The organism is Xenorhabdus sp. IM139775 (assembly GCF_028598745.1).
Lineage (GTDB): Bacteria > Pseudomonadota > Gammaproteobacteria > Enterobacterales > Enterobacteriaceae > Xenorhabdus.
Window position 1 is genome coordinate 1 of sequence record NZ_JAQRFK010000042.1, and the last position, 18,141, is coordinate 18,141.

Sequence of the window (18,141 nt, forward strand, 5' to 3'; positions counted from 1 at the left end):
ACTTCAAGTTGCCACTCGCAAGACGAAAGCCGCTTATTATCACAAGTATATAGCCAAAGGTGACATCACCACGCGATGACGATGATCAACATTTTTGCTCATGCAACCACTGTGCTACACGCTTGGCAAAATAGGTCAGGATGCCATCTGCACCCGCTCGTTTGAAGCACAATAGCGATTCCATGATCGCGGGTTGCTCTTTCAACCAACCATTTTGAATGGCGGCCATATGCATGGCATATTCGCCAGAAACCTGATAAGCAAATGTCGGTACACCAAAAGTATCTTTCACCCGACGGATCACATCCAAATACGGCATACCCGGTTTCACCATGACGCTATCTGCACCTTCCTGCAAATCCTGTGCAATTTCCTGCAACGCTTCATCACTGTTGGCGGGGTCCATTTGATAGGTCATCTTATTACCCCCTTTCAGGTTACCACTGGAACCAATGGCATCCCTGAATGGTCCATAGTAACAAGAAGCGTATTTGGCAGAATAAGCCATAATCTGGGTATTGACATAATTATCCGTCTCAAGCTGATCGCGGATAGCGCCAATGCGGCCATCCATCATATCGCTTGGCGCGACAATCTCAGCACCAGCTTCAGCATGGGATAGCGCCTGCTTAACCAGAATATCTTTGGTAATGTCGTTGATAACATAGCCATCCTGATCAATAACCCCATCCTGCCCGTGGGTCGTAAATGGATCGAGTGCGACATCCGTCAAAAGGCCCAATTCAGGCACCGCGTCTTTCAGGGCACGCACAGAGCGCTGAATCAAACCGCCTGGATTATAGGCTTCTTTCGCATCCAATGATTTTTTGTCTGCTTCAATCACCGGAAACAGAGACAAAACAGGAATACCCAGTCGGGCAATCTCTTCTGCTTCTTTCAGCAAAAGATCGATTGTCAGACGATACACTCCCGGCATTGACGGTACTTCCTGACGTTGATTTGTCCCTTCCATAACAAATACGGGATAAATCAGGTCATTGACCGTGAGTTGATTTTCAGCAACTAAGCGGCGGGAAAAATCATGACGGCGTATACGACGCATACGACGACCGGGAAATGCGCCCGGAAATACATAGCTCATACATTCTCCTAATGTAAAAAACCCAGCGACAAAGCGCTGGATTACGGGGTTAATAGGTATCGCTTCATGATAATGATGTTAACACCATCAATCAGTTAGCGATAACCATGAATGTTTGGCATCAGATTATTTTTTTAAATTGTTACCCGTCTCACTGCCTGATTGATCTTCTGGCCTGACTGAATGACGGCCGCCCCGTTTGCCAACATAGAACTGTGAAAGCAAAATCCCCAATTCAAATAGCAAATACATGGGAACAGCCAACAACGTTTGTGAGAAAACATCCGGCGGAGTTAATAGCATACCCACCACAAACGCCCCGACTAAAATATAAGGACGTTTTCTTTTCAGCGACTCCGGTGTCACGACGCCACTCCAACACAGCAGAATAATGGCAATAGGTATTTCGAATGAAACGCCAAAAGCCATAAATAGCGCCATGACAAAGCTCAGGTAATTGCTGATATCCGTCGAGATCACAACCCCGGCCGGCACGGTATTGATAAAGAAACCAAACGCAATGGGAAAAACGACAAAATAGGCGAATGCCATTCCCAGATAAAACAATACACTACTGGAAAACAGCAGGGGCATAATCAAACGGCGTTCGTGCTTATACAGCGCCGGTGCAATAAACGCCCATACTTGATAAAGGATCATCGGTGCTGAAACAAAGACAGACACCATCACAGTCAGCTTAATCGGGGTAAAAAAAGGTGATGCAACATCTGTCGCAATCATGTTTGCGCCTTTAGGTAATTGATCCATTAAAGGCGCAGCAATCAGCCGATAAATATCATTGGAAAAATAGACCAATGCCAGAAACACGATCAGCACGGTAATTAAGCTATTTAAAATCCGCTTACGTAGTTCAATCAGGTGACTGATAAGGGGTTGGGTATCATCCACAGACATGTTTCAGTGTTCGCCATTTGCTTGTTCAGGAGATGTTTTTTTCTGTTGCTCTGGTTTTGTGCCCCATGGTTCTGCAATGGCGGGTTCTGAATGCGAGGGTTTGGCCACCGATTGGGATGTCGAAGAGTGAAAATGCGTTTCGTCTTCTTCCAATTCCCTCATTTCATCAGGTTGCAACTGATACTGTTTTTTCAATGATTCAGCCGCTTCCTTCAACTCTTCCATTGATGCCTTCAATTCTGGCGACAGTGACTGCATATCGGCTTTTTCTTCCATTTTGTTCAGTGTGTCCTGAAGTTCCTGCAATTTCAGTTCCTGAGCCAGTTCATTCTGGACATTCACCACCAGCGAGCGCAATACCCGAATCCACCCAACCACTGTTTTGACGGCAATAGGCAGGCGTTCCGGCCCCAGAACAACCAAACCGATGACCATGACTAACAGTAATTCACCAAAACCAATGTCAAACACGGTTTATACCTGCTCTTTGTCTTTACTTTTATTCTCTGATTTTTCAGATTGCGCAGCCGTGGACTTTTCAGTGAGGTTTTTCGTTTCAAACTCCGCATCCTGACTCATTTTTTCCGGCTGTTCGGGCTTTTCATCATCACTCATGGCCTTTTTAAAGCCTTTTATTGATTCACCCAAATCTGAACCCAAGGTGCGAAGTTTATTAGTACCAAACAACAGGACAACAATGACAGCAATGATGAGTAATTGCCAAATACTTATACCACCCATATTGACCTACCTCTATTCATCAGAATATTACTAGTGACTTAATTATATACGCGCCGCCCTTCAACATGCATTTATTATCCCCCCGCGCTGCGGGGAGATAATAAGCGGCTTTCGTCTTGCGAGCGGCAACTTGAAGTTTATAGAATATAAACGACAAACTTGATGTTCGAGAATAGCGGATCATACCAAGGAACGTAACAGAATGACGTTCATTTAATATTCATTTATTACTGGCGCTTATTTAAATGGCACCAGCCCAATCCCCATGACGCCATTCCAGCCCCTATCATCCCCCATGCCAAATGTTTCTGATCGATGATGAAGAACAAACTACCACAAATAAAAAGCGTTGCACCAATCCCCAATAAATAAAGAGACTTGCGCTGCTTGACCTGTTGCTCCCTGAATTGTTGTGATATCTGATTAATGCTGCTCTGTAAACGTCGATGCTGTTGGAGCGTGCCATACACCAGTTCCGGCAGCTCCGGTAGCTTTTCTGCCCAATAAGGCGCCTTCTCTTTAAAGGCACGCACGATAGCGGGAAGGCCAACCTGATCATGCAGCCAATCCTCCAGAAAAGGTTTCGCTGTTTTCCACAGATCAAGCTGGGGATAAAGTTGACGACCCAAGCCTTCAACATACAGCAGCGTTTTTTGCAACAAAACCAGCTGGGGCTGAACGGCCATATTAAAACGACGGGCGGTATTGAAAAGGTTCAGCAGAACATGCCCAAACGAGATTTCAGCCAAGGGTTTTTCAAAAATAGGCTCACACACGGTACGGATGGCAAACTCGAAATCTTCCACATTGGTATCGGCTGGCACCCAACCAGAATCGACATGCAGTTCAGCGACCCGACGATAATCACGATTAAAGAACGCAATGAAATTTTCGGCCAGATAGCGTTTATCATCTTTATTCAAAGAGCCGACAATACCGTAATCAATGCCGATATAAGTAGGATCTTCCGGCTTATCATAACTGACAAAAATATTACCGGGATGCATATCTGCATGGAAAAAACTATCACGAAATACTTGGGTGAAGAAGACCTGAACCCCGCGTTCAGCCAATAATTTCATATTGGTATTTTGCGCTTCTAAAGCCGCAACATCTGACACCGGAATACCATAGATACGTTCCATAACCAAAACATTTTCCCGACAATAATCAGGATAGACTTCTGGCACATAGAGCACCGGGCTATCTTCAAAATTACGGCGCAATTGGATTGCGTTTGCGGCTTCCCGTAATAAATTCAGCTCATCAAGCAGGGTTTTCTCGTACTCTCTCACCACTTCACGCGGGCGAAGCCGACGACCATCCGGCAAAAGCGGCACCAGATTTGCCAAACGATACATTAACCGCACATCAGCTTTAATAACGGGCAGAATATCTGGCCGGATCACTTTCAGGACAACTTCTTTGCCATTTTCCTTCAACCGGGCAGTATGTACCTGAGCGATAGAAGCAGAAGCCAGTGGTTGTGGATCAAAATCCTCAAACCACGTTTCCAGCGCGCCTTCTAATGCCGTTTCAATCGATTTTCGCGCCACTGCGCCATCAAAAGAAACGACCCGATCTTGTAACATTGAAAGTTGATCTGCGATCGCCGGCGGGAACAGGTCACGCCGCGTGGAGAGCATCTGACCAAACTTAATCCATACCGGACCGAGTTCTTGTAATGCCAAACGCAAGCGTTCGCCGAGGGGTTTATCCTGATGTCGGTTAGGGAGCCAAAACAGGAAATAACGCCCGAAACGCAACGGCCATGTCAAACGGATATTAGGGATAAGTTCATCCAGCCCGTAGGAAAGAAAGACACGGATGATAAAATAAAGTCGCCTAATCTCACTGGGCGTCATGTTTTCCCTCCAGTGCCGCCAACCGTTTTTCGAGTTGGTTTATCTGATTGGCAACGGCATTAACTTCTTCACTGAAATAGGCCACTTCCAACGCACCGGGAGCCATATTCAGTTCTTCCGTCAATGATTCGGTCAAATATGTTTTCTTCTTTGCAAGAGTATTGCTGGCAAATGCAAAACCCGTCTTCATCATCCGGCTGATACTTTCCGCAGCAATATCACCGACATAAGGGGCAAGGTGATGAGCGGGGTCCCACTCTGACATATCCAGCAAAGCAGACCATTGTTGGATAACCTGCATGTCCCCTTCAATAACAATGTCACCGCGGTTAATCAAGGCTGAAAGACACTGACGATCCCGCAGCTTGAGCAGTGCCGGGATCGTTGTTTTCATTGAGCAATCCGCCGGCTCTGACCATTGACTCAAAACGTCCACTCGCCTGTCACTGAATATCAGTACCAATGGTGCTTCGATCTCTTTCAGTTCGATAGACAGTATCTTACCAGCCAATCTCAAACGGGCAGGTTTTAGTACCGCTTCACGATATAGCAGATGATTCAGGGCTGTTTCCAGAAAGGCAGTCAATACCGGAAACAACACCTGATCACCGGATACCGCAGAACACATGCTATGGCTTGATGAGGGTGTTTCCATGTCAGAATTTGAACCCTTTGTGCAGTGCAACGATCCCACCGGTCATGTTGGTGTAATAAACTTGGTCAAAACCGGCTTTTTCCATCATGCTTTTTAAGGTTTCCTGATCAGGGTGCGTACGGATGGATTCTGTCAGATAACGGTAACTGTCCGCATCCTTCACAACCATCTGACCGATTTTAGGCAGAACATGGAATGAATAGGCATCATAAACCTTGCTCAACGGTGCGAGGACAGGTTTGGAAAACTCCAGCACCAATAAGCGCCCGCCCGGTTTTAGTACCCGATACATGGAACGCAGCGCTTTTTCTTTATCCGTGACATTTCGCAAGCCGAAGGAAATGGTAATGCAGTCAAAATGGTTATCCGGGAAAGGCAGTTCTTCCGCATTGGCTTGCACATAACTGACATTGCCGACAATCCCGATATCCCGTAATTTTTCGCGCCCGACTTTCAACATGGAATCATTGATATCTGCCAGAACAACTTGACCTTTTTCCCCTACAATGCGGGAGAATTTTGCGGTCAGATCGCCGGTTCCACCTGCAAGATCAAGCACCTTATGACCACGGCGAACACCGCTTGTTTCAATAGTGAAGCGTTTCCAGATACGATGAATGCCAAATGACATCAAATCATTCATTAAGTCATATTTCGCGGCCACAGAGTGAAACACCTCTGCCACCATCTCTTTTTTTTCTTCTTTGGCTACGGTGCGGAAACCAAAATCAGTGGTTTCTTTTGATTGATCTGCCATGTTAATTGTCCGCTTTTTATTCAAAAAAAATTTATAGCCAGTGTACCAGCCTTTCCGATAAAACCCTATTCAGAGTTCACTCATTTATCTGTAACGATTGGAAAGATTTATCAATTAATTGTGAATCAATGGGGCGTTTCACATCCACGCCTAAATCACGAAATCCTTCGGCCTGACTAATCAAGTTTCCTTTTCCCTCAACGAGTTTTTTCATGGCGAAATGGTAACTTGCCTGTGCTTTGTTGAGGCTTTGCCCCAACCCCTGCATATCATCCACAAACAATCGCATTTTGTCATACATTCTGGCGGCTTTATCGGCAATCAGGCGGGCATTTTGGCTTTGATATTCATAACGCCACAAGTTATTGATCGTCCGAATAGCCACCAACAACGTGGAGGGACTCACCAGCATGATATTGTGTTTCAGCGCCTCATCAAGTAACTCTGGTGCCTGATTGAGTGCAACCAAATAAGCAGGCTCCACGGGAATAAACAGCAAAACATAATCCAGCGATCGCAATCCGGGCAATTGTTGATAATCTTTTCGGCTCAAGCCGCGAATATGCCCTTTGATGGAGTTAATATGCTCCTGTAGTGCTTGCGCCTGCTGTTCTTCGCTATCACTGTTGAAATAACGTTCGTAAGCGACCAGAGACATTTTGGCATCAATAATCACATCTTTTCCCTGTGGCAGGTGCACAATCACATCAGGTTGAAAACGTTCGTTGTTTTCGGCCTTAATATTAACCTGTGTCTCGAATTCATATCCTTCACGCAAGCCGGAGGCTTCCAAAACCCGCGCCAATACCATCTCCCCCCAGTTTCCCTGCATTTTGTTATCGCCTTTCAGCGCCTTTGTGAGATTGATGGCCTCTTTTGCCATCTGTGCATTGAGTTGCTGGAGATTCCGGATTTCATGGGTCAGGGTATGGCGCTCACGCGCCTCCTGCCCGAAACTGTCTTGTACCTGACGGCGGAATCCCTCAAGTTGTTCACGAAAGGGCAGCAGAAGGTTATTGAGATTTTGGCGATGGTATTCGTCAGTACGGCGTTGATTATGTTCAAAGATACGATTGGCGAGATTTTCAAATTGGCTGCTTAACCGTTGTTCACTGTTAATCAATAAACGTTGTTTTTCCTCCGCAGCCAGCCGGGTTTCTTCAAGCCGGGTACTTAATTCGCGTAACTCCGCTTCCTGCACGCTGTTAATTTCGCGTTGAGCCAGCAACGCTTGGTTTAACTGATCACATTCAGTACGCCAATAGTGGGATTGTTCCAACTTTTCACGGTGGATCGCTAATTGACTATATAATTCACGCAGTTCCTGCTCTTTTTGCTGAACCCGCTGATGAACAGAGAGCCAGACGAAGATCCCTCCGCCCAGCAATCCACTCAAGCCACCAATTAGCATATATAACCACTGGATATCCACCTAACTCCCCTCGCTGACACCATTTTGATTTATCCGCCTCAATGAATGTAAGTTAAGTAGATGCTGTATAGATGTCCAGAGTATTTTTATGGCTTTCTTTCAGTTTGCAAAGCGGCTCGCAATTAGCCCATCCACTCGGCTAACCAACGCAGGCCAAATGCGCCTGGGGCTAAGATACCGAATGCCCAAATCAATGCAGAAGCGAAATTGGCGAGCTGAAAATGGCGTTTTGGCATGGCACAAATTCCCGCCACCAGCGGTACAACTGCCCTCAGCGGGCCAAAAAAACGCCCGATGAAAACGCCCCATACGCCCCATCGTTCAAAGAACCGATGACCACGGACTAACGTTTGAGGATGGCGGGAAAGCGGCCACATTTTGCCGACATTTTCTTTGTAGTGGAAACCAAACCAGTAGGAAAGCCAATCACCAAAGAAAGCACCGGCGGCCGCAGCAACCCAGATTGGCCAGAAAGTTAACCCACTTTCACCAATCAATGCACCTAACCCCAACAAAATGATCGTTGCCGGCAACAACAGGGAAATAAATGCCAACGATTCACCAAATGCAAGCAGGAAAATGATGGGAATTGCCCAAACTTCATGGGCTTTTACGAAATTTACGACCAGTTCGATGATCTCATGCAGACTCACATTAATCTTTCCTGTGTTATCAGTAGTATGTCATAGGTTAGCCCTGAACAATCAGCCCAATGCTAACCTGATATTTTTATTCAAGAAAATAGGCTTGTAGCTTTTCACGTGCAGCCATATCGAGCCCGATATCTTTTTCCAGCCAAATATCCACGCTGCCATAATGCTGGTTAATGCTATTGAGTGCAGTCATGAGAAACTCTTCCCTGACTGAATAAACATAGGCAAATTTTTCAACCACACTGCCACTCATCATTTTTGCATGTTCATTCAATAAATAGTCCCGGTACGGTGCCAATGTGATATTGGTCAACAAATAATCTTCCATCACCGTATCCAGATCCGCGCCCAATGCGAATAAAACCAGTGCAGAGCCGACGCCTGTCCGGTCTTTGCCCACTGCGCAATGTTGTACAATTCCGCCTTTCTCTGGTTGCAGCAATAATGTCGCTAACGTCTGATAAGCCGGGTTATTGATGGGCAGCAGTTCATATAAGCGAGACATAAATACTTTCGCGTCAAATTGTTCCAGTATCGCCTTGTCTAATTTTTCCAGATTGGCATCCACTTCTTTGGAAAGAGGATTGGCCGGCGCATGGTGATAGTGTGCTCCCGTCCATACCTGATCGGGTTTATCCATGATTTCGCTGTTATCACGATAATCAATGATCTGCAAAAGGTTTTTGCTGACTAAAAAAGCCTGATCGTTTTCTGTCAACTTGTCCAGTGAACCGGAACGAAATAACAACCCTGATTTAATTTTAGTGCCATTATTCAGTGTGTTATTACCTAAATCACGAAAATTGATGCCGCCATTCAAAGGGAGCAGTGAAGGATGAGATAGCAATGTTGTGGTCATAGTCACTCTTGTTGCAATTAAAAGTTACAAAATGTTATGACATTAACAGATTTTGCCATGAAGGGAAGAGAAGAGCGCACAAACGACAGGGCCAGAATGTCCTGACCCTTGATGAAAGGTATTACAGCAGGCGACGAGCGGCCTCCACAACAATTCCCAACGCGTTGCTTTCTGTTTTCTTCAGTAACTCAACATCCGGGATTTCCTGTTGGGTACGGTTAACGATCACACCAGCCACCATCCCCGCACGCAATCCTTGGCTTGCACACATCGTCAGTAATGTTGCTGACTCCATCTCAAAGTTCATGACTCCCATTTCCTGCCACTCTTTCATGGAGCCTTGGAAACGACGAACAACACGGCCAGAATAGGTATCGTAACGCTCTTGCCCCGGATAGAAGGTATCGGAAGAGGCAGTGATACCCACATGCGTAACAGAACCCGATGCTTTTGCTGCTTCGTACAGTGCGTTGGTACACTCAAAATCAGCCACCGCCGGGAATTCCATTGGGGCAAAGTGCAAACTGGCACCGTCCAACCGCACTGCGGCGGTCGTGACCAAGACATCGCCGACATTAATGGGTGGCTGGATCGCCCCCGTTGTGCCGATACGCAGGAAAGTACGTACACCCAATTGTGCCAGTTCTTCTACGGCAATCGACGTTGAAGGGCCACCGATGCCCGTCGAGCAAACAACAACGGCCTTTCCGTCAATTTCTGCACGCCAGGTGGTGAATTCACGGTGGGAAGCCAGATGTACCGGGTTATCCATCAGTCGTGCAATTTTTTCAACACGGTTAGGATCGCCTGGTACAATCGCCAGCGTCGCGCCTTGCAGGTCGCTTTTAGTGATACCTAAGTGAAATACATCAGACATATCAGACTCCTCAACGGGCATGATTCAAAATATGAATACCTAAATCTAGTCAATACTCTGACATTTTTTAGTGATTTAAATCATCTTTAATTAACTTCGTAAAGAAATGCATACACATTTTTGTGATTAACATCTCATTTGTAAGAGAAAAATCGCCATCGCTATTTACATGACGAGATTAAGCAGCAGTACCCCACACAATCCAATTCCCCATGCAATGGTGGTGGGAATCGACCAGACGATAATCTGTTGCCTCACATTGGTAATCCCCATCATCCGGTTAACTACCCAGAAAAAACAGTCATTAAAGTAACTGAAAAACAAGGTGCCCATCACCGCTGCTTGAGCTGCCACCAACATATTCACATCCGGTATCTGCCTGATAACAGGGGCTGAAATGGAAGCAGCGGTTATCATTGCTACCGTGCCAGAACCTTGGATTATGCGTATCAACGTTGCAATGATAAACGGGATCAAAACAGGGGTTATTGGCAGGCTGGCAACATAATGCGCCAATATTGTCCCTGTAGCGCTTTCGTTTAATACCGCGCCCAATGCCCCTCCCGCGCCTGACACCAACAAAATAATGCCCACACTTTTTAACCCGGTTTCCAAATGTTCAGTGACTTCGTGTTTACTGACGTTTGGCATTAGGGTGTAAACCGCCAGTAATACACTGATTGCCAGCGCAATAATCGGTGAACCTAGAAAATTAAGTATCTGAAAATAGATATTATTTCCCTTGCCAGCAAAGGCATCCGTTTCCAATATCATTCCATTAATGACGCCAATAACCATCAGAATAATGGGCACAATAATCGGCAAAAGGGAAAGAAATAGGCTCGGCAGCGATTTCTGCTCTTTTTCTGTCAGATAACGCTGATGAGCCTGTTGCAAATTCTCTGCATTTTCTTCTGTATTATCAATCTGATAATCAGGATATTTGGTTTCCAACCACTTTGCATAACAGGTAATCCCAATAACACAGGGAACCGCCAGTATCATGCCTGCCAGCATCATCTGACCGATACTCACGCCGAATATTCCGGCTACCGCAAGCGGCCCCGGCGTTGGGGGAACGATATGGTGAGTGACCACTAACCCTCCAGCCAGCGCAACGCCAAGGGACAAGACATTGCGTTTACCCTGTTTCGCCAATGCCTTCACCAGTGGATAGAGGATCACAAAAGCTGAATTCACAAAGATGGGGATACTGACAATATAACCGGTCATCGCCAAAGCCCACTCTTCGCGTCTTTTACCCAGACATTTAATCAGGCTATAGGCGATCCGTTCCGTTGCGCCAGAGACTTCCAATATCCGCCCCATCATACATCCCAATCCAATCACGATACCGATGCTGCCTAATATCGAACCAAACCCTTTAGTCATAACCTCAACGACATTGCTCATCGTCAACCCACCGGATATTCCGGCGATGATCGCCGCCATTAACATCGCAATAAGCACATGAACACGAGTGCGCAAGACCAGAAAAATCAGCGTAAATACCGCCACGCCCAATCCAATCATTGGAATATAAAACTCCATCATAAAACCTCATCAAATCTGTATTACTGGCGATAAATGCACAAATGGCATCACTGAATAAATTACTGCTGGCCCGAAACCTGCGCCATCAGTATATCTCAAGCGCCTGCCTTCATAGTGCTTTGGGCTATTTTACGATATTGGGGCAGTTGAAAAACGAAGTGGTGGGGGATGAAAATCACAATGGAAAGAAGGAGATTGCTTGGAAAGTATCTGACAGCGACTGGAGTAAAATGGGTCACTGTCAGAGCGAGGTTGAATAATGATAATTTACATAATGAGGTCAAGAACCAATATACCGCACAACCCAATTCCCCACGCAATGGTGGTAGGCACTGACCAAACGATCATTTGTTGTTTTGCGTCTTTAATACCCATCATCCGGTTGACCATCCAGAATAGGCTGTCGTTGAAATAACCAAAGAATAGGGTACCTATAGTTGCCGCCTGAGCAGCCAGCAACATATTAACATCTGGTATCTGACTGATTATAGGAAATGAAATAGAAGCTGAGGTAATCATTGCTACTGTCCCTGAACCTTGGATCAAGCGTACTAATGTCGAAATAATAAATGGGATTAAAATGGGTGAAATTGGCAGACTGGCAATGTATTTTGCCAAAATCATTCCTGTTCCACTTTCACGCAATATAGCACCTAATGCGCCGCCAGCCCCTGTAACCAGCAGGATGATACCTGCTGTTTGTAATCCAGTTTCCAAATGTTCAATGGCCTCTTGTTTACTAACTTTGGGAATTAATGTATAAGTTGCTATTAATACACTCACTGCCAACGCAATAATTGGGGCACCAAAAAAATCAAAGAACTGGAAATATAAGTTATCTTCCTGCCCAATAAATGCTTCTGTTCCCAATAGTAAATTATTAGTGGCTTTTATTAAGATCAGAATAATAGGTGCAATGATTGGCAGAAGTGAAATAAATAGACTTGGTAACGGTTTACTGACTTTTTCTTCCATATAACTCTGATAAACTTTCTTTAAGTTTTCTGGTTTTTCATCTTTATTAGAGAGTTGGTATTCAGGATATTTAATAGCTAACCATTTTGCATAAAAAGTAATACCCATGACACATGGGACAGCCAGTACCATGCTTAATAGCATCATCGCTCCGATATCGACTTCGAAGATACCAGCAACACCAAGTGGCCCTGGAGTTGGAGGAACAATATGGTGAGTTACCACCAATCCTCCAGCTAAAGAAACCACCAGTGTCAATAAGTTCCGTTTACCCTTCTTAGCTAATGCCTTCGCCAATGGATAGAGAATCACAAAAGCGGAATCAACAAAAATAGGAATACTAACAATGTAGCCCGTAATCGCTAATGCCCATTCTTCACGCTTTTTGCCCAACCATTTGATGAAACTATAAGCTATTTGCTCTGAGGCACCAGAAACCTCCAGCACTCGTCCCATCATTATTCCCAATCCAATCACGATACCAATGCTACCCAATGTTGAACCAAATCCTTTAGTAATGACCTCAACAGAATTAGCAAAGGTTAAACCTCCTGAAACTCCTGCAATGATTGACGCAATCAACATAGCAAGAATCACGTGAATACGGGTACGTAGAACCAGAAAAATCAGGGTGAATACTGCAACACCTAATCCAATAAGTGGAATATAAGACTCCATAATCAAACTCCATTTCAATAACGATTACTAGGCTAATAGATAAATTAAAATTTTATCTCTGAGTGAAAAAGCATGAACAGGAGAGGTCGAGCTCTAGATATCATCTAACATAATTTGTTCAAAATTAAATTCAAAATTATGTCGACGTGTAACAAAAAATGATTGATGCCCGAAAACCAGCACCACCAGCGATGATTATTTTTCTTTCATCGCCTATGAGAGCTATTATTAGATAGGTGAAAATCTATGTTTCTTATAGATTGACGATATGAAGTTTCAGATCTAATTCCTGTAATTGTTTCTGTACTGGCATAGGCAACAAGCCATCACATACAATATCATTTATATTTGAGAGAGGACAAACGCGGAACATTCCATATTTTCCGTATTTGCTACTATCAGAAATCAATATTTTCCTACGGGCAATTTCTAACAATGCTTGTTTTACTAAAACTTTTTCTTCATAGGGAGTAGAAACGCCATGATCAAGATCCCACGAACTGGTACTGATAAAAGCAATATCCACATTCAAAGCACGCAATACCATAGCTGCACTATTTCCAACACAAGAATAGTTGCGTTTATCTACCATTCCTCCTGTATGAAACAAATTCAATTGTGGCCTATTCATCAAATATTGAGTAATAGAAAAATCATTCGTGACAATTGTCAAATTGAAACGCTCCGCTAACACCTGAGCAATTTCAAATGTTGTAGTTCCCGCATCTAGATAAACTACCTGCCCATCTTCTACCAATGAGGCTGCATATTTACCAATTGCCCGTTTATTGCGATGATGAATAAGTGCTTTTTCATTCCATGGTAATTCTTGCCGTAAAGCATCATTCAATTGGACGCCACCGGTTATATTAATCACCTTTCCTTCTTCTTCCAACATACGGATATCACGCCTGACGGTCATGTGTGAAACATTCATCAGTTCAACTAATATACTAATAGAGACAGTCTGGTGTTCATGTAAGTAACGATAAATAAAATCTCTACGTTCTAGAGGGGTCATGACTTCTCCTGCTACATTAACATCACTCAATCAGGATTGGGCTTTCATCAGCCATCCAAGTCCTTCTTCCGTATAACCTGATGGGTAATATTCACACCCAATCCATCCTTGATACCCCATTTCATCTAATTTCTTAAACAACCAAGGGTAATTGATTTCCCCGTAATCTGGTTCATGACGCCCTGGTACTGAGGCAATTTGAATATGACTAAATTTTTGCCATAATCGTTCTATGGTTCCCAGTAAGTTGCCCTCCATAATCTGACAGTGGTAAAGATCAAGCTGAATAAAGACATTTTGACGATCAATAGCCTTTAACAACTCTTCTGCTTGATTTTGCGTTGTCAAAAAATAGTCAGGCATATCACGGGCATTGATGGGTTCAATTAAAACCTTAATATCATGTTCGGCCATCACATCCGCAGCATATTGAATATTTTCTATATAACATTCATTTTGCTGCTCATATTTAAATTGTTTACTCCATTTCCCAGCCATTGCATGAATTTGCTTACAATTTAATGACAAGGCATACTCTAATGCTTTATGAACCCCTGTTGCAAAATCTTTTTCACGGCCAGGTAAACACGCCATTCCCCTATCACCTGCACCCCAATCTCCTGCGGGCATATTGAACAAAACCTGTTTTAGTTGATTCTCTTTCAACAAATTAGAAATTTTTTCCACTGATTCCGTATAAGGGAATAAATATTCAACACCTCTAAAACCAGCGTTTGCTGCCCGTGAGAATCGCTCAATAAAAGGAACATCATTAAACATCGTACTCAAATTTGCTGCGAACTTAGCCATAGATAATCCTTATTACTTGGGATAACGCCTTTCCAGCTCCCGCACTTGAGACTCATTCAAAGTGGTAAAACCGTGTGGTAACAGCATTAAATACAAACGAGCAGTATTTTCCAGCTCTTCTGCGTTGAAAAAAGCTTGCCGTAATGTTTTACCTCCAACAACGGGGCCATGATTTGCAAGCAAAATGGCATTGTGTTTTGGGGCAAGCTTCGCAATTTCTTGACTAATTCTCTCGTCTCCAGGAGGGAAATATTCTACTACGGGTAAACGCCCTACCTTCATGACATAATATGGAGTAATAGGGGGAAGGCAATTCTCACGATCCAGATTAGGCATACAGGAAAGCGCAGTCAACCAAGGAGAATGCAAATGAACAATAGCATTACACTCTAATCGGCTACGATACATTACCAAATGCATGGCAATCTCTTTTGTTGGCTTGTCACCAGATATCCAATTTCCTTCCGCATCTAATTTACTCAATCTATTAGCTTGTAAATCACCAAAACTCGCGTTGGTTGGAGTAACAATAAATGAGCCATCATGTAGCTTGGCACTGATATTTCCTGCTCCCCCACTGCTATACCCACGCTCAAACATTGAACGGGCCCACTCTACCAACGCAGCACGCAGTGCCTCCTCATTCATGAAACATCTCCTGCGCGTGCTGAAAAAAATCTGCCTCACCAAAATTGCCTGATTTTAAAGCTAACCAACAATCGGTATGTAAATCATGTACCCAAGGAACTCCAGACGCAATAGGTGCACCAATACTCAGCAGGCTGATTTTTAAACTCTGTGTAACTCGGGCGGAAGTTTCCCCTCCGGCAACAATAAAAGTATTAAATCCCTGTTTCCTGAGTTTCCTTACAACCTCAGAAAAAACGTGTTCAATTGAATAACTGGATTCTGTAGCCCCATATTGCTGCTGAATCTGCTGTAATACTTCAGGGGATTGAGTCGCGTATAACATAGGTGCTAATCCATCCTCTGGTTGTTGCATAATCCACTCTGTCAATTGATCTGCATACTTAGGATTGTAGATACATTCGCCAACATTCAATTCCATTGCTGGCGCTATCTCTTTATATTTAATGACTTGCTGATTTGTCATTGATGAACAACTTCCCGAAAAAACCACTGACTTCCTGTCTCTGGCAGGAGGAGTATCTCCGATTTTGGAAGTTGATGAAATTTGGCCTGTATCATTACTCGCGATTGCAGCACCTAACCCTGAACCTCCTGTCACCAAAACCATCTCCGATGCAACTTGAGCAACAGGCAATAAATCCGCCATTGTCATGGCATCAACAACCGCGTAACGAACACCATCCAAGCGCAATGACTCTAAGCGATGAGAAATGGCCTGTTTTCCTTGACGGACACAATTAAGATTAACTAATCCTGCTATCCCTTTTGCTTGTTGTTCTATTAACCGTAACAAGTTAGCGTCTTTCATCGGCGTGATTGGATGATGCTGCATTCCACTTTCATTCAACAACATTTCGTTAACAAATAAATAGCCATGAACGACTGTCCGTCCATTAACTGGGAGTGCGGGGCAAATCAGACTAATATCAACTTGTAATTCCCCCATCAATGCATCTATAACCGGACCAATGTTTCCTTCTGGTGTAGAATCGAAGGTGGAACAGTATTTAAAAAACACCTGCTGACAACTCGCTTTATTCCGTAACCAACGACAAGAGTTTATAGCTTGAAAAATCGATTCAGCTACAGGACAAGAACGAATCTTTAAACTGATTACAACAGCATCTATATCGTGTGGAATGGGGGTACTCTCATCAGGTACCCCTAATAATTGGACAACTTTCCAACCGCTTTGCACCATAAAACTAGCGATATCTGTCGCTCCCGTGAAATCATCCGCAATCACTCCCAATTTGATTGTCATGATTTCTCCTCTGGCAAAGTTATTCCTTTGTAAGTTTTAATCACAGCGCTATCATCCCACTGCCCTAATCCTTCATTGCTGGCAGCTAAAAACATCTGATGTGCTGTTGAAGCCATTGGCAACGGAAATTTCATCTCTCTGCCCGCCTCAAGCACAATACCCAAATCTTTAACAAAAATATCTACGGAAGATTTCGGTGTATAATCGCCAGCCAGAATATGGGGGACACGATTTTCAAACATCCATGAATTTCCCGCAGCATGAGTTACAATTTCATACATTAAATCCAGCGGGATACCAGCCTTAGCCGCAAGTGCCATGCTCTCCGCAGCAACGGCAATATGTACGCCCGCCAATAACTGATGGATCATTTTAACAATTGAACCTTGACCAATTTCATCACCGATATGATAAAGACGCTCTGCAATTACCTCGAAAATTGGTCTGAGTCGTTCGAACAATTCAGAAGGTCCAGAGGCCATAATGGTTAATTGCCCTTGCATAGCTTTCAATGCTCCACCGGAAATCGGCGCGTCAAGCATTTTGATATTATATTCGTATAAACGATTGGCAAAGCCTTGCGCCTGTTCTGAAGAAATCGTGCTGTGTAAGACAATAGCGGTGCCTGCCTTAAGTTGCTTAACCAGCGGATTATCCCCACCAAACAGGATGTGTTCAATTTGAGCACTGTTGACCACAACGAATAAAAGAACATCAAGTTCTTTTCCCCATTGAACAGCATTATCAGCGACTTCTACTGCTCCTAATTGTTTAAGTTGTTCACAAGCTTTGATATTTATATCAAAACCATAGGTTGGTATACCTGCTCTTATTAAAGACTGTGCGATTCCCATTCCCATCGCTCCCAGTCCTATAACCCCTATTTTTTGTATTGAATTATTCATGAGGTTCCCTGGTGTTGTGTGACAATTTGTTACCTTTTAATCTTCACATAGATAATTTCACAAAAAAACGATGAATATCACATTCATAATTTATATTTCACTAGCAGGAAATTAATTAATCATCTGAATAAAAAGGATTTTTAATAAAAAGTTAAGAAATACCATTTCACACACTTGTGTTAAAAAACAGAAATAACATAAGTAAAATTTCTCAATAACCAAATCCCTTCTCATTACCCCAAAATCAGGTGCATTTGAAATTCATTCTTGTAAACGCACCTAACTCAGCGTCTTATCCGTTTAAACAGATAAAACCACCAACAAATGGGAGAAGATGACATTGGGCTTTTGCCAGATTGGATGGAAGATCAGGGATGGACTGTCAGGGGAAACGAACTCATTTCACCCGCCACATTGCATTAACTGT

The 18,141-nt window shown here is 43.8% G+C and carries 19 protein-coding genes; 1 reads left to right on the forward strand and 18 read right to left on the reverse strand.

The genetic code is table 11. The annotated features are described in order from the left end of the window. Positions 1-85: 85 nt before the first annotated feature. The 12 genes from hemB to PSI17_RS10300 form a co-directional block, all read right to left on the reverse strand. Positions 86-1,102, reverse strand: coding sequence for a porphobilinogen synthase (hemB, locus tag PSI17_RS10245; protein ID WP_273551900.1), 1,017 nt, complete (start codon positions 1,100-1,102; stop codon positions 86-88). 126 nt (positions 1,103-1,228) lie between these two features. Beyond that, positions 1,229-2,017 carry a Sec-independent protein translocase subunit TatC gene (gene tatC / locus PSI17_RS10250; protein ID WP_273551901.1) on the reverse strand — a complete coding sequence of 263 codons (789 nt, stop codon included), beginning with the start codon at positions 2,015-2,017 and terminating at the stop codon, positions 1,229-1,231. Between the two features lie 3 nt (positions 2,018-2,020). After that, positions 2,021-2,488, reverse strand: a complete 468-nt coding sequence (gene tatB, locus PSI17_RS10255) for a Sec-independent protein translocase protein TatB (RefSeq protein WP_273551902.1) — start codon at positions 2,486-2,488, stop codon at positions 2,021-2,023. A gap of 3 nt (positions 2,489-2,491) precedes the next feature. Continuing rightward, the gene (gene tatA / locus PSI17_RS10260; RefSeq protein WP_273551903.1) at positions 2,492-2,758 is read right to left on the reverse strand and encodes a Sec-independent protein translocase subunit TatA; all 267 of its coding nucleotides are present in this window, start codon (positions 2,756-2,758) and stop codon (positions 2,492-2,494) included. Between the two features lie 227 nt (positions 2,759-2,985). Continuing rightward, positions 2,986-4,623, reverse strand: coding sequence for a ubiquinone biosynthesis regulatory protein kinase UbiB (ubiB, locus tag PSI17_RS10265; RefSeq protein WP_273551904.1), 1,638 nt, complete (start codon positions 4,621-4,623; stop codon positions 2,986-2,988). Beyond that, positions 4,610-5,278: a ubiquinone biosynthesis protein UbiJ gene (ubiJ, locus tag PSI17_RS10270; protein WP_273551905.1), complete on the reverse strand. Its 669-nt coding sequence runs from the start codon at positions 5,276-5,278 to the stop codon at positions 4,610-4,612. The genes ubiB and ubiJ overlap by 14 nt, the downstream gene beginning before the upstream one ends. A gap of 1 nt (position 5,279) precedes the next feature. Next, on the reverse strand, positions 5,280-6,035 hold the full coding sequence (gene ubiE, locus PSI17_RS10275) for a bifunctional demethylmenaquinone methyltransferase/2-methoxy-6-polyprenyl-1,4-benzoquinol methylase UbiE (RefSeq protein ID WP_273551906.1): 756 nt from the start codon (positions 6,033-6,035) through the stop codon (positions 5,280-5,282). 76 nt (positions 6,036-6,111) lie between these two features. Continuing rightward, on the reverse strand, positions 6,112-7,467 hold the full coding sequence (gene rmuC / locus PSI17_RS10280; RefSeq protein ID WP_273551907.1) for a DNA recombination protein RmuC: 1,356 nt from the start codon (positions 7,465-7,467) through the stop codon (positions 6,112-6,114). Positions 7,468-7,589: 122 nt separating this feature from the next. Further along, positions 7,590-8,120: a DedA family protein gene (locus tag PSI17_RS10285; RefSeq protein WP_273551908.1), complete on the reverse strand. Its 531-nt coding sequence runs from the start codon at positions 8,118-8,120 to the stop codon at positions 7,590-7,592. A 76-nt stretch (positions 8,121-8,196) separates the two neighbouring features. After that, positions 8,197-8,979 carry a tyrosine-protein phosphatase gene (locus PSI17_RS10290; protein WP_273551909.1) on the reverse strand — a complete coding sequence of 261 codons (783 nt, stop codon included), beginning with the start codon at positions 8,977-8,979 and terminating at the stop codon, positions 8,197-8,199. A 121-nt stretch (positions 8,980-9,100) separates the two neighbouring features. Further along, positions 9,101-9,856, reverse strand: a complete 756-nt coding sequence (gene udp, locus PSI17_RS10295; RefSeq protein WP_273551910.1) for a uridine phosphorylase — start codon at positions 9,854-9,856, stop codon at positions 9,101-9,103. Positions 9,857-10,021: 165 nt separating this feature from the next. Further along, positions 10,022-11,407: a GntP family permease gene (locus tag PSI17_RS10300; RefSeq protein WP_273551927.1), complete on the reverse strand. Its 1,386-nt coding sequence runs from the start codon at positions 11,405-11,407 to the stop codon at positions 10,022-10,024. Between the two features lie 44 nt (positions 11,408-11,451). Between PSI17_RS10300 and PSI17_RS10305 the strand changes: the two genes are divergently transcribed. Further along, positions 11,452-11,670, forward strand: coding sequence for a hypothetical protein (locus PSI17_RS10305; RefSeq protein WP_273551911.1), 219 nt, complete (start codon positions 11,452-11,454; stop codon positions 11,668-11,670). 7 nt (positions 11,671-11,677) lie between these two features. Here PSI17_RS10305 and PSI17_RS10310 read toward each other — a convergent pair whose 3' ends face one another. The 6 genes from PSI17_RS10310 to ltnD form a co-directional block, all read right to left on the reverse strand. Then, complete coding sequence (locus PSI17_RS10310; RefSeq protein WP_273551912.1) at positions 11,678-13,063, reverse strand: GntP family permease; 1,386 nt, start codon at positions 13,061-13,063, stop codon at positions 11,678-11,680. Positions 13,064-13,316: 253 nt separating this feature from the next. Beyond that, on the reverse strand, positions 13,317-14,084 hold the full coding sequence (locus PSI17_RS10315; RefSeq protein ID WP_273551913.1) for a DeoR/GlpR family DNA-binding transcription regulator: 768 nt from the start codon (positions 14,082-14,084) through the stop codon (positions 13,317-13,319). A 30-nt stretch (positions 14,085-14,114) separates the two neighbouring features. After that, a complete protein-coding gene (gene otnI / locus PSI17_RS10320) occupies positions 14,115-14,894 on the reverse strand; it encodes a 2-oxo-tetronate isomerase (protein ID WP_273551914.1) in 780 nt (259 codons plus the stop codon). Positions 14,895-14,906: 12 nt separating this feature from the next. Continuing rightward, complete coding sequence (otnC, locus tag PSI17_RS10325) at positions 14,907-15,542, reverse strand: 3-oxo-tetronate 4-phosphate decarboxylase (RefSeq protein WP_273551915.1); 636 nt, start codon at positions 15,540-15,542, stop codon at positions 14,907-14,909. After that, on the reverse strand, positions 15,535-16,809 hold the full coding sequence (gene otnK / locus PSI17_RS10330) for a 3-oxo-tetronate kinase (protein ID WP_273551916.1): 1,275 nt from the start codon (positions 16,807-16,809) through the stop codon (positions 15,535-15,537). The genes otnC and otnK overlap by 8 nt, the downstream gene beginning before the upstream one ends. Next, the gene (gene ltnD, locus PSI17_RS10335; RefSeq protein WP_273551917.1) at positions 16,806-17,714 is read right to left on the reverse strand and encodes an L-threonate dehydrogenase; all 909 of its coding nucleotides are present in this window, start codon (positions 17,712-17,714) and stop codon (positions 16,806-16,808) included. The genes otnK and ltnD overlap by 4 nt, the downstream gene beginning before the upstream one ends. Positions 17,715-18,141 lie beyond the last annotated feature (427 nt).

Bases quoted from the DNA above. Each gene is read 5' to 3' on its own strand.
- otnI (WP_273551914.1), bottom strand. From the start codon at position 14,894: ATGGCTAAGTTCGCAGCAAATTTGAGTACGATGTTTAATGATGTTCCT.
- ubiE (WP_273551906.1), bottom strand. From the start codon at position 6,035: ATGGCAGATCAATCAAAAGAAACCACTGATTTTGGTTTCCGCACCGTA.
- tatA (WP_273551903.1), bottom strand. From the start codon at position 2,758: ATGGGTGGTATAAGTATTTGGCAATTACTCATCATTGCTGTCATTGTT.
- udp (WP_273551910.1), bottom strand. From the start codon at position 9,856: ATGTCTGATGTATTTCACTTAGGTATCACTAAAAGCGACCTGCAAGGC.
- PSI17_RS10300 (WP_273551927.1), bottom strand. From the start codon at position 11,407: ATGGAGTTTTATATTCCAATGATTGGATTGGGCGTGGCGGTATTTACG.
- PSI17_RS10305 (WP_273551911.1), top strand. From the start codon at position 11,452: ATGGCATCACTGAATAAATTACTGCTGGCCCGAAACCTGCGCCATCAG.
- PSI17_RS10290 (WP_273551909.1), bottom strand. From the start codon at position 8,979: ATGACCACAACATTGCTATCTCATCCTTCACTGCTCCCTTTGAATGGC.
- ubiB (WP_273551904.1), bottom strand. From the start codon at position 4,623: ATGACGCCCAGTGAGATTAGGCGACTTTATTTTATCATCCGTGTCTTT.
- otnC (WP_273551915.1), bottom strand. From the start codon at position 15,542: ATGAATGAGGAGGCACTGCGTGCTGCGTTGGTAGAGTGGGCCCGTTCA.
- otnK (WP_273551916.1), bottom strand. From the start codon at position 16,809: ATGACAATCAAATTGGGAGTGATTGCGGATGATTTCACGGGAGCGACA.
- tatC (WP_273551901.1), bottom strand. From the start codon at position 2,017: ATGTCTGTGGATGATACCCAACCCCTTATCAGTCACCTGATTGAACTA.
- ltnD (WP_273551917.1), bottom strand. From the start codon at position 17,714: ATGAATAATTCAATACAAAAAATAGGGGTTATAGGACTGGGAGCGATG.
- PSI17_RS10315 (WP_273551913.1), bottom strand. From the start codon at position 14,084: ATGACCCCTCTAGAACGTAGAGATTTTATTTATCGTTACTTACATGAA.
- PSI17_RS10310 (WP_273551912.1), bottom strand. From the start codon at position 13,063: ATGGAGTCTTATATTCCACTTATTGGATTAGGTGTTGCAGTATTCACC.
- ubiJ (WP_273551905.1), bottom strand. From the start codon at position 5,278: ATGGAAACACCCTCATCAAGCCATAGCATGTGTTCTGCGGTATCCGGT.
- hemB (WP_273551900.1), bottom strand. From the start codon at position 1,102: ATGAGCTATGTATTTCCGGGCGCATTTCCCGGTCGTCGTATGCGTCGT.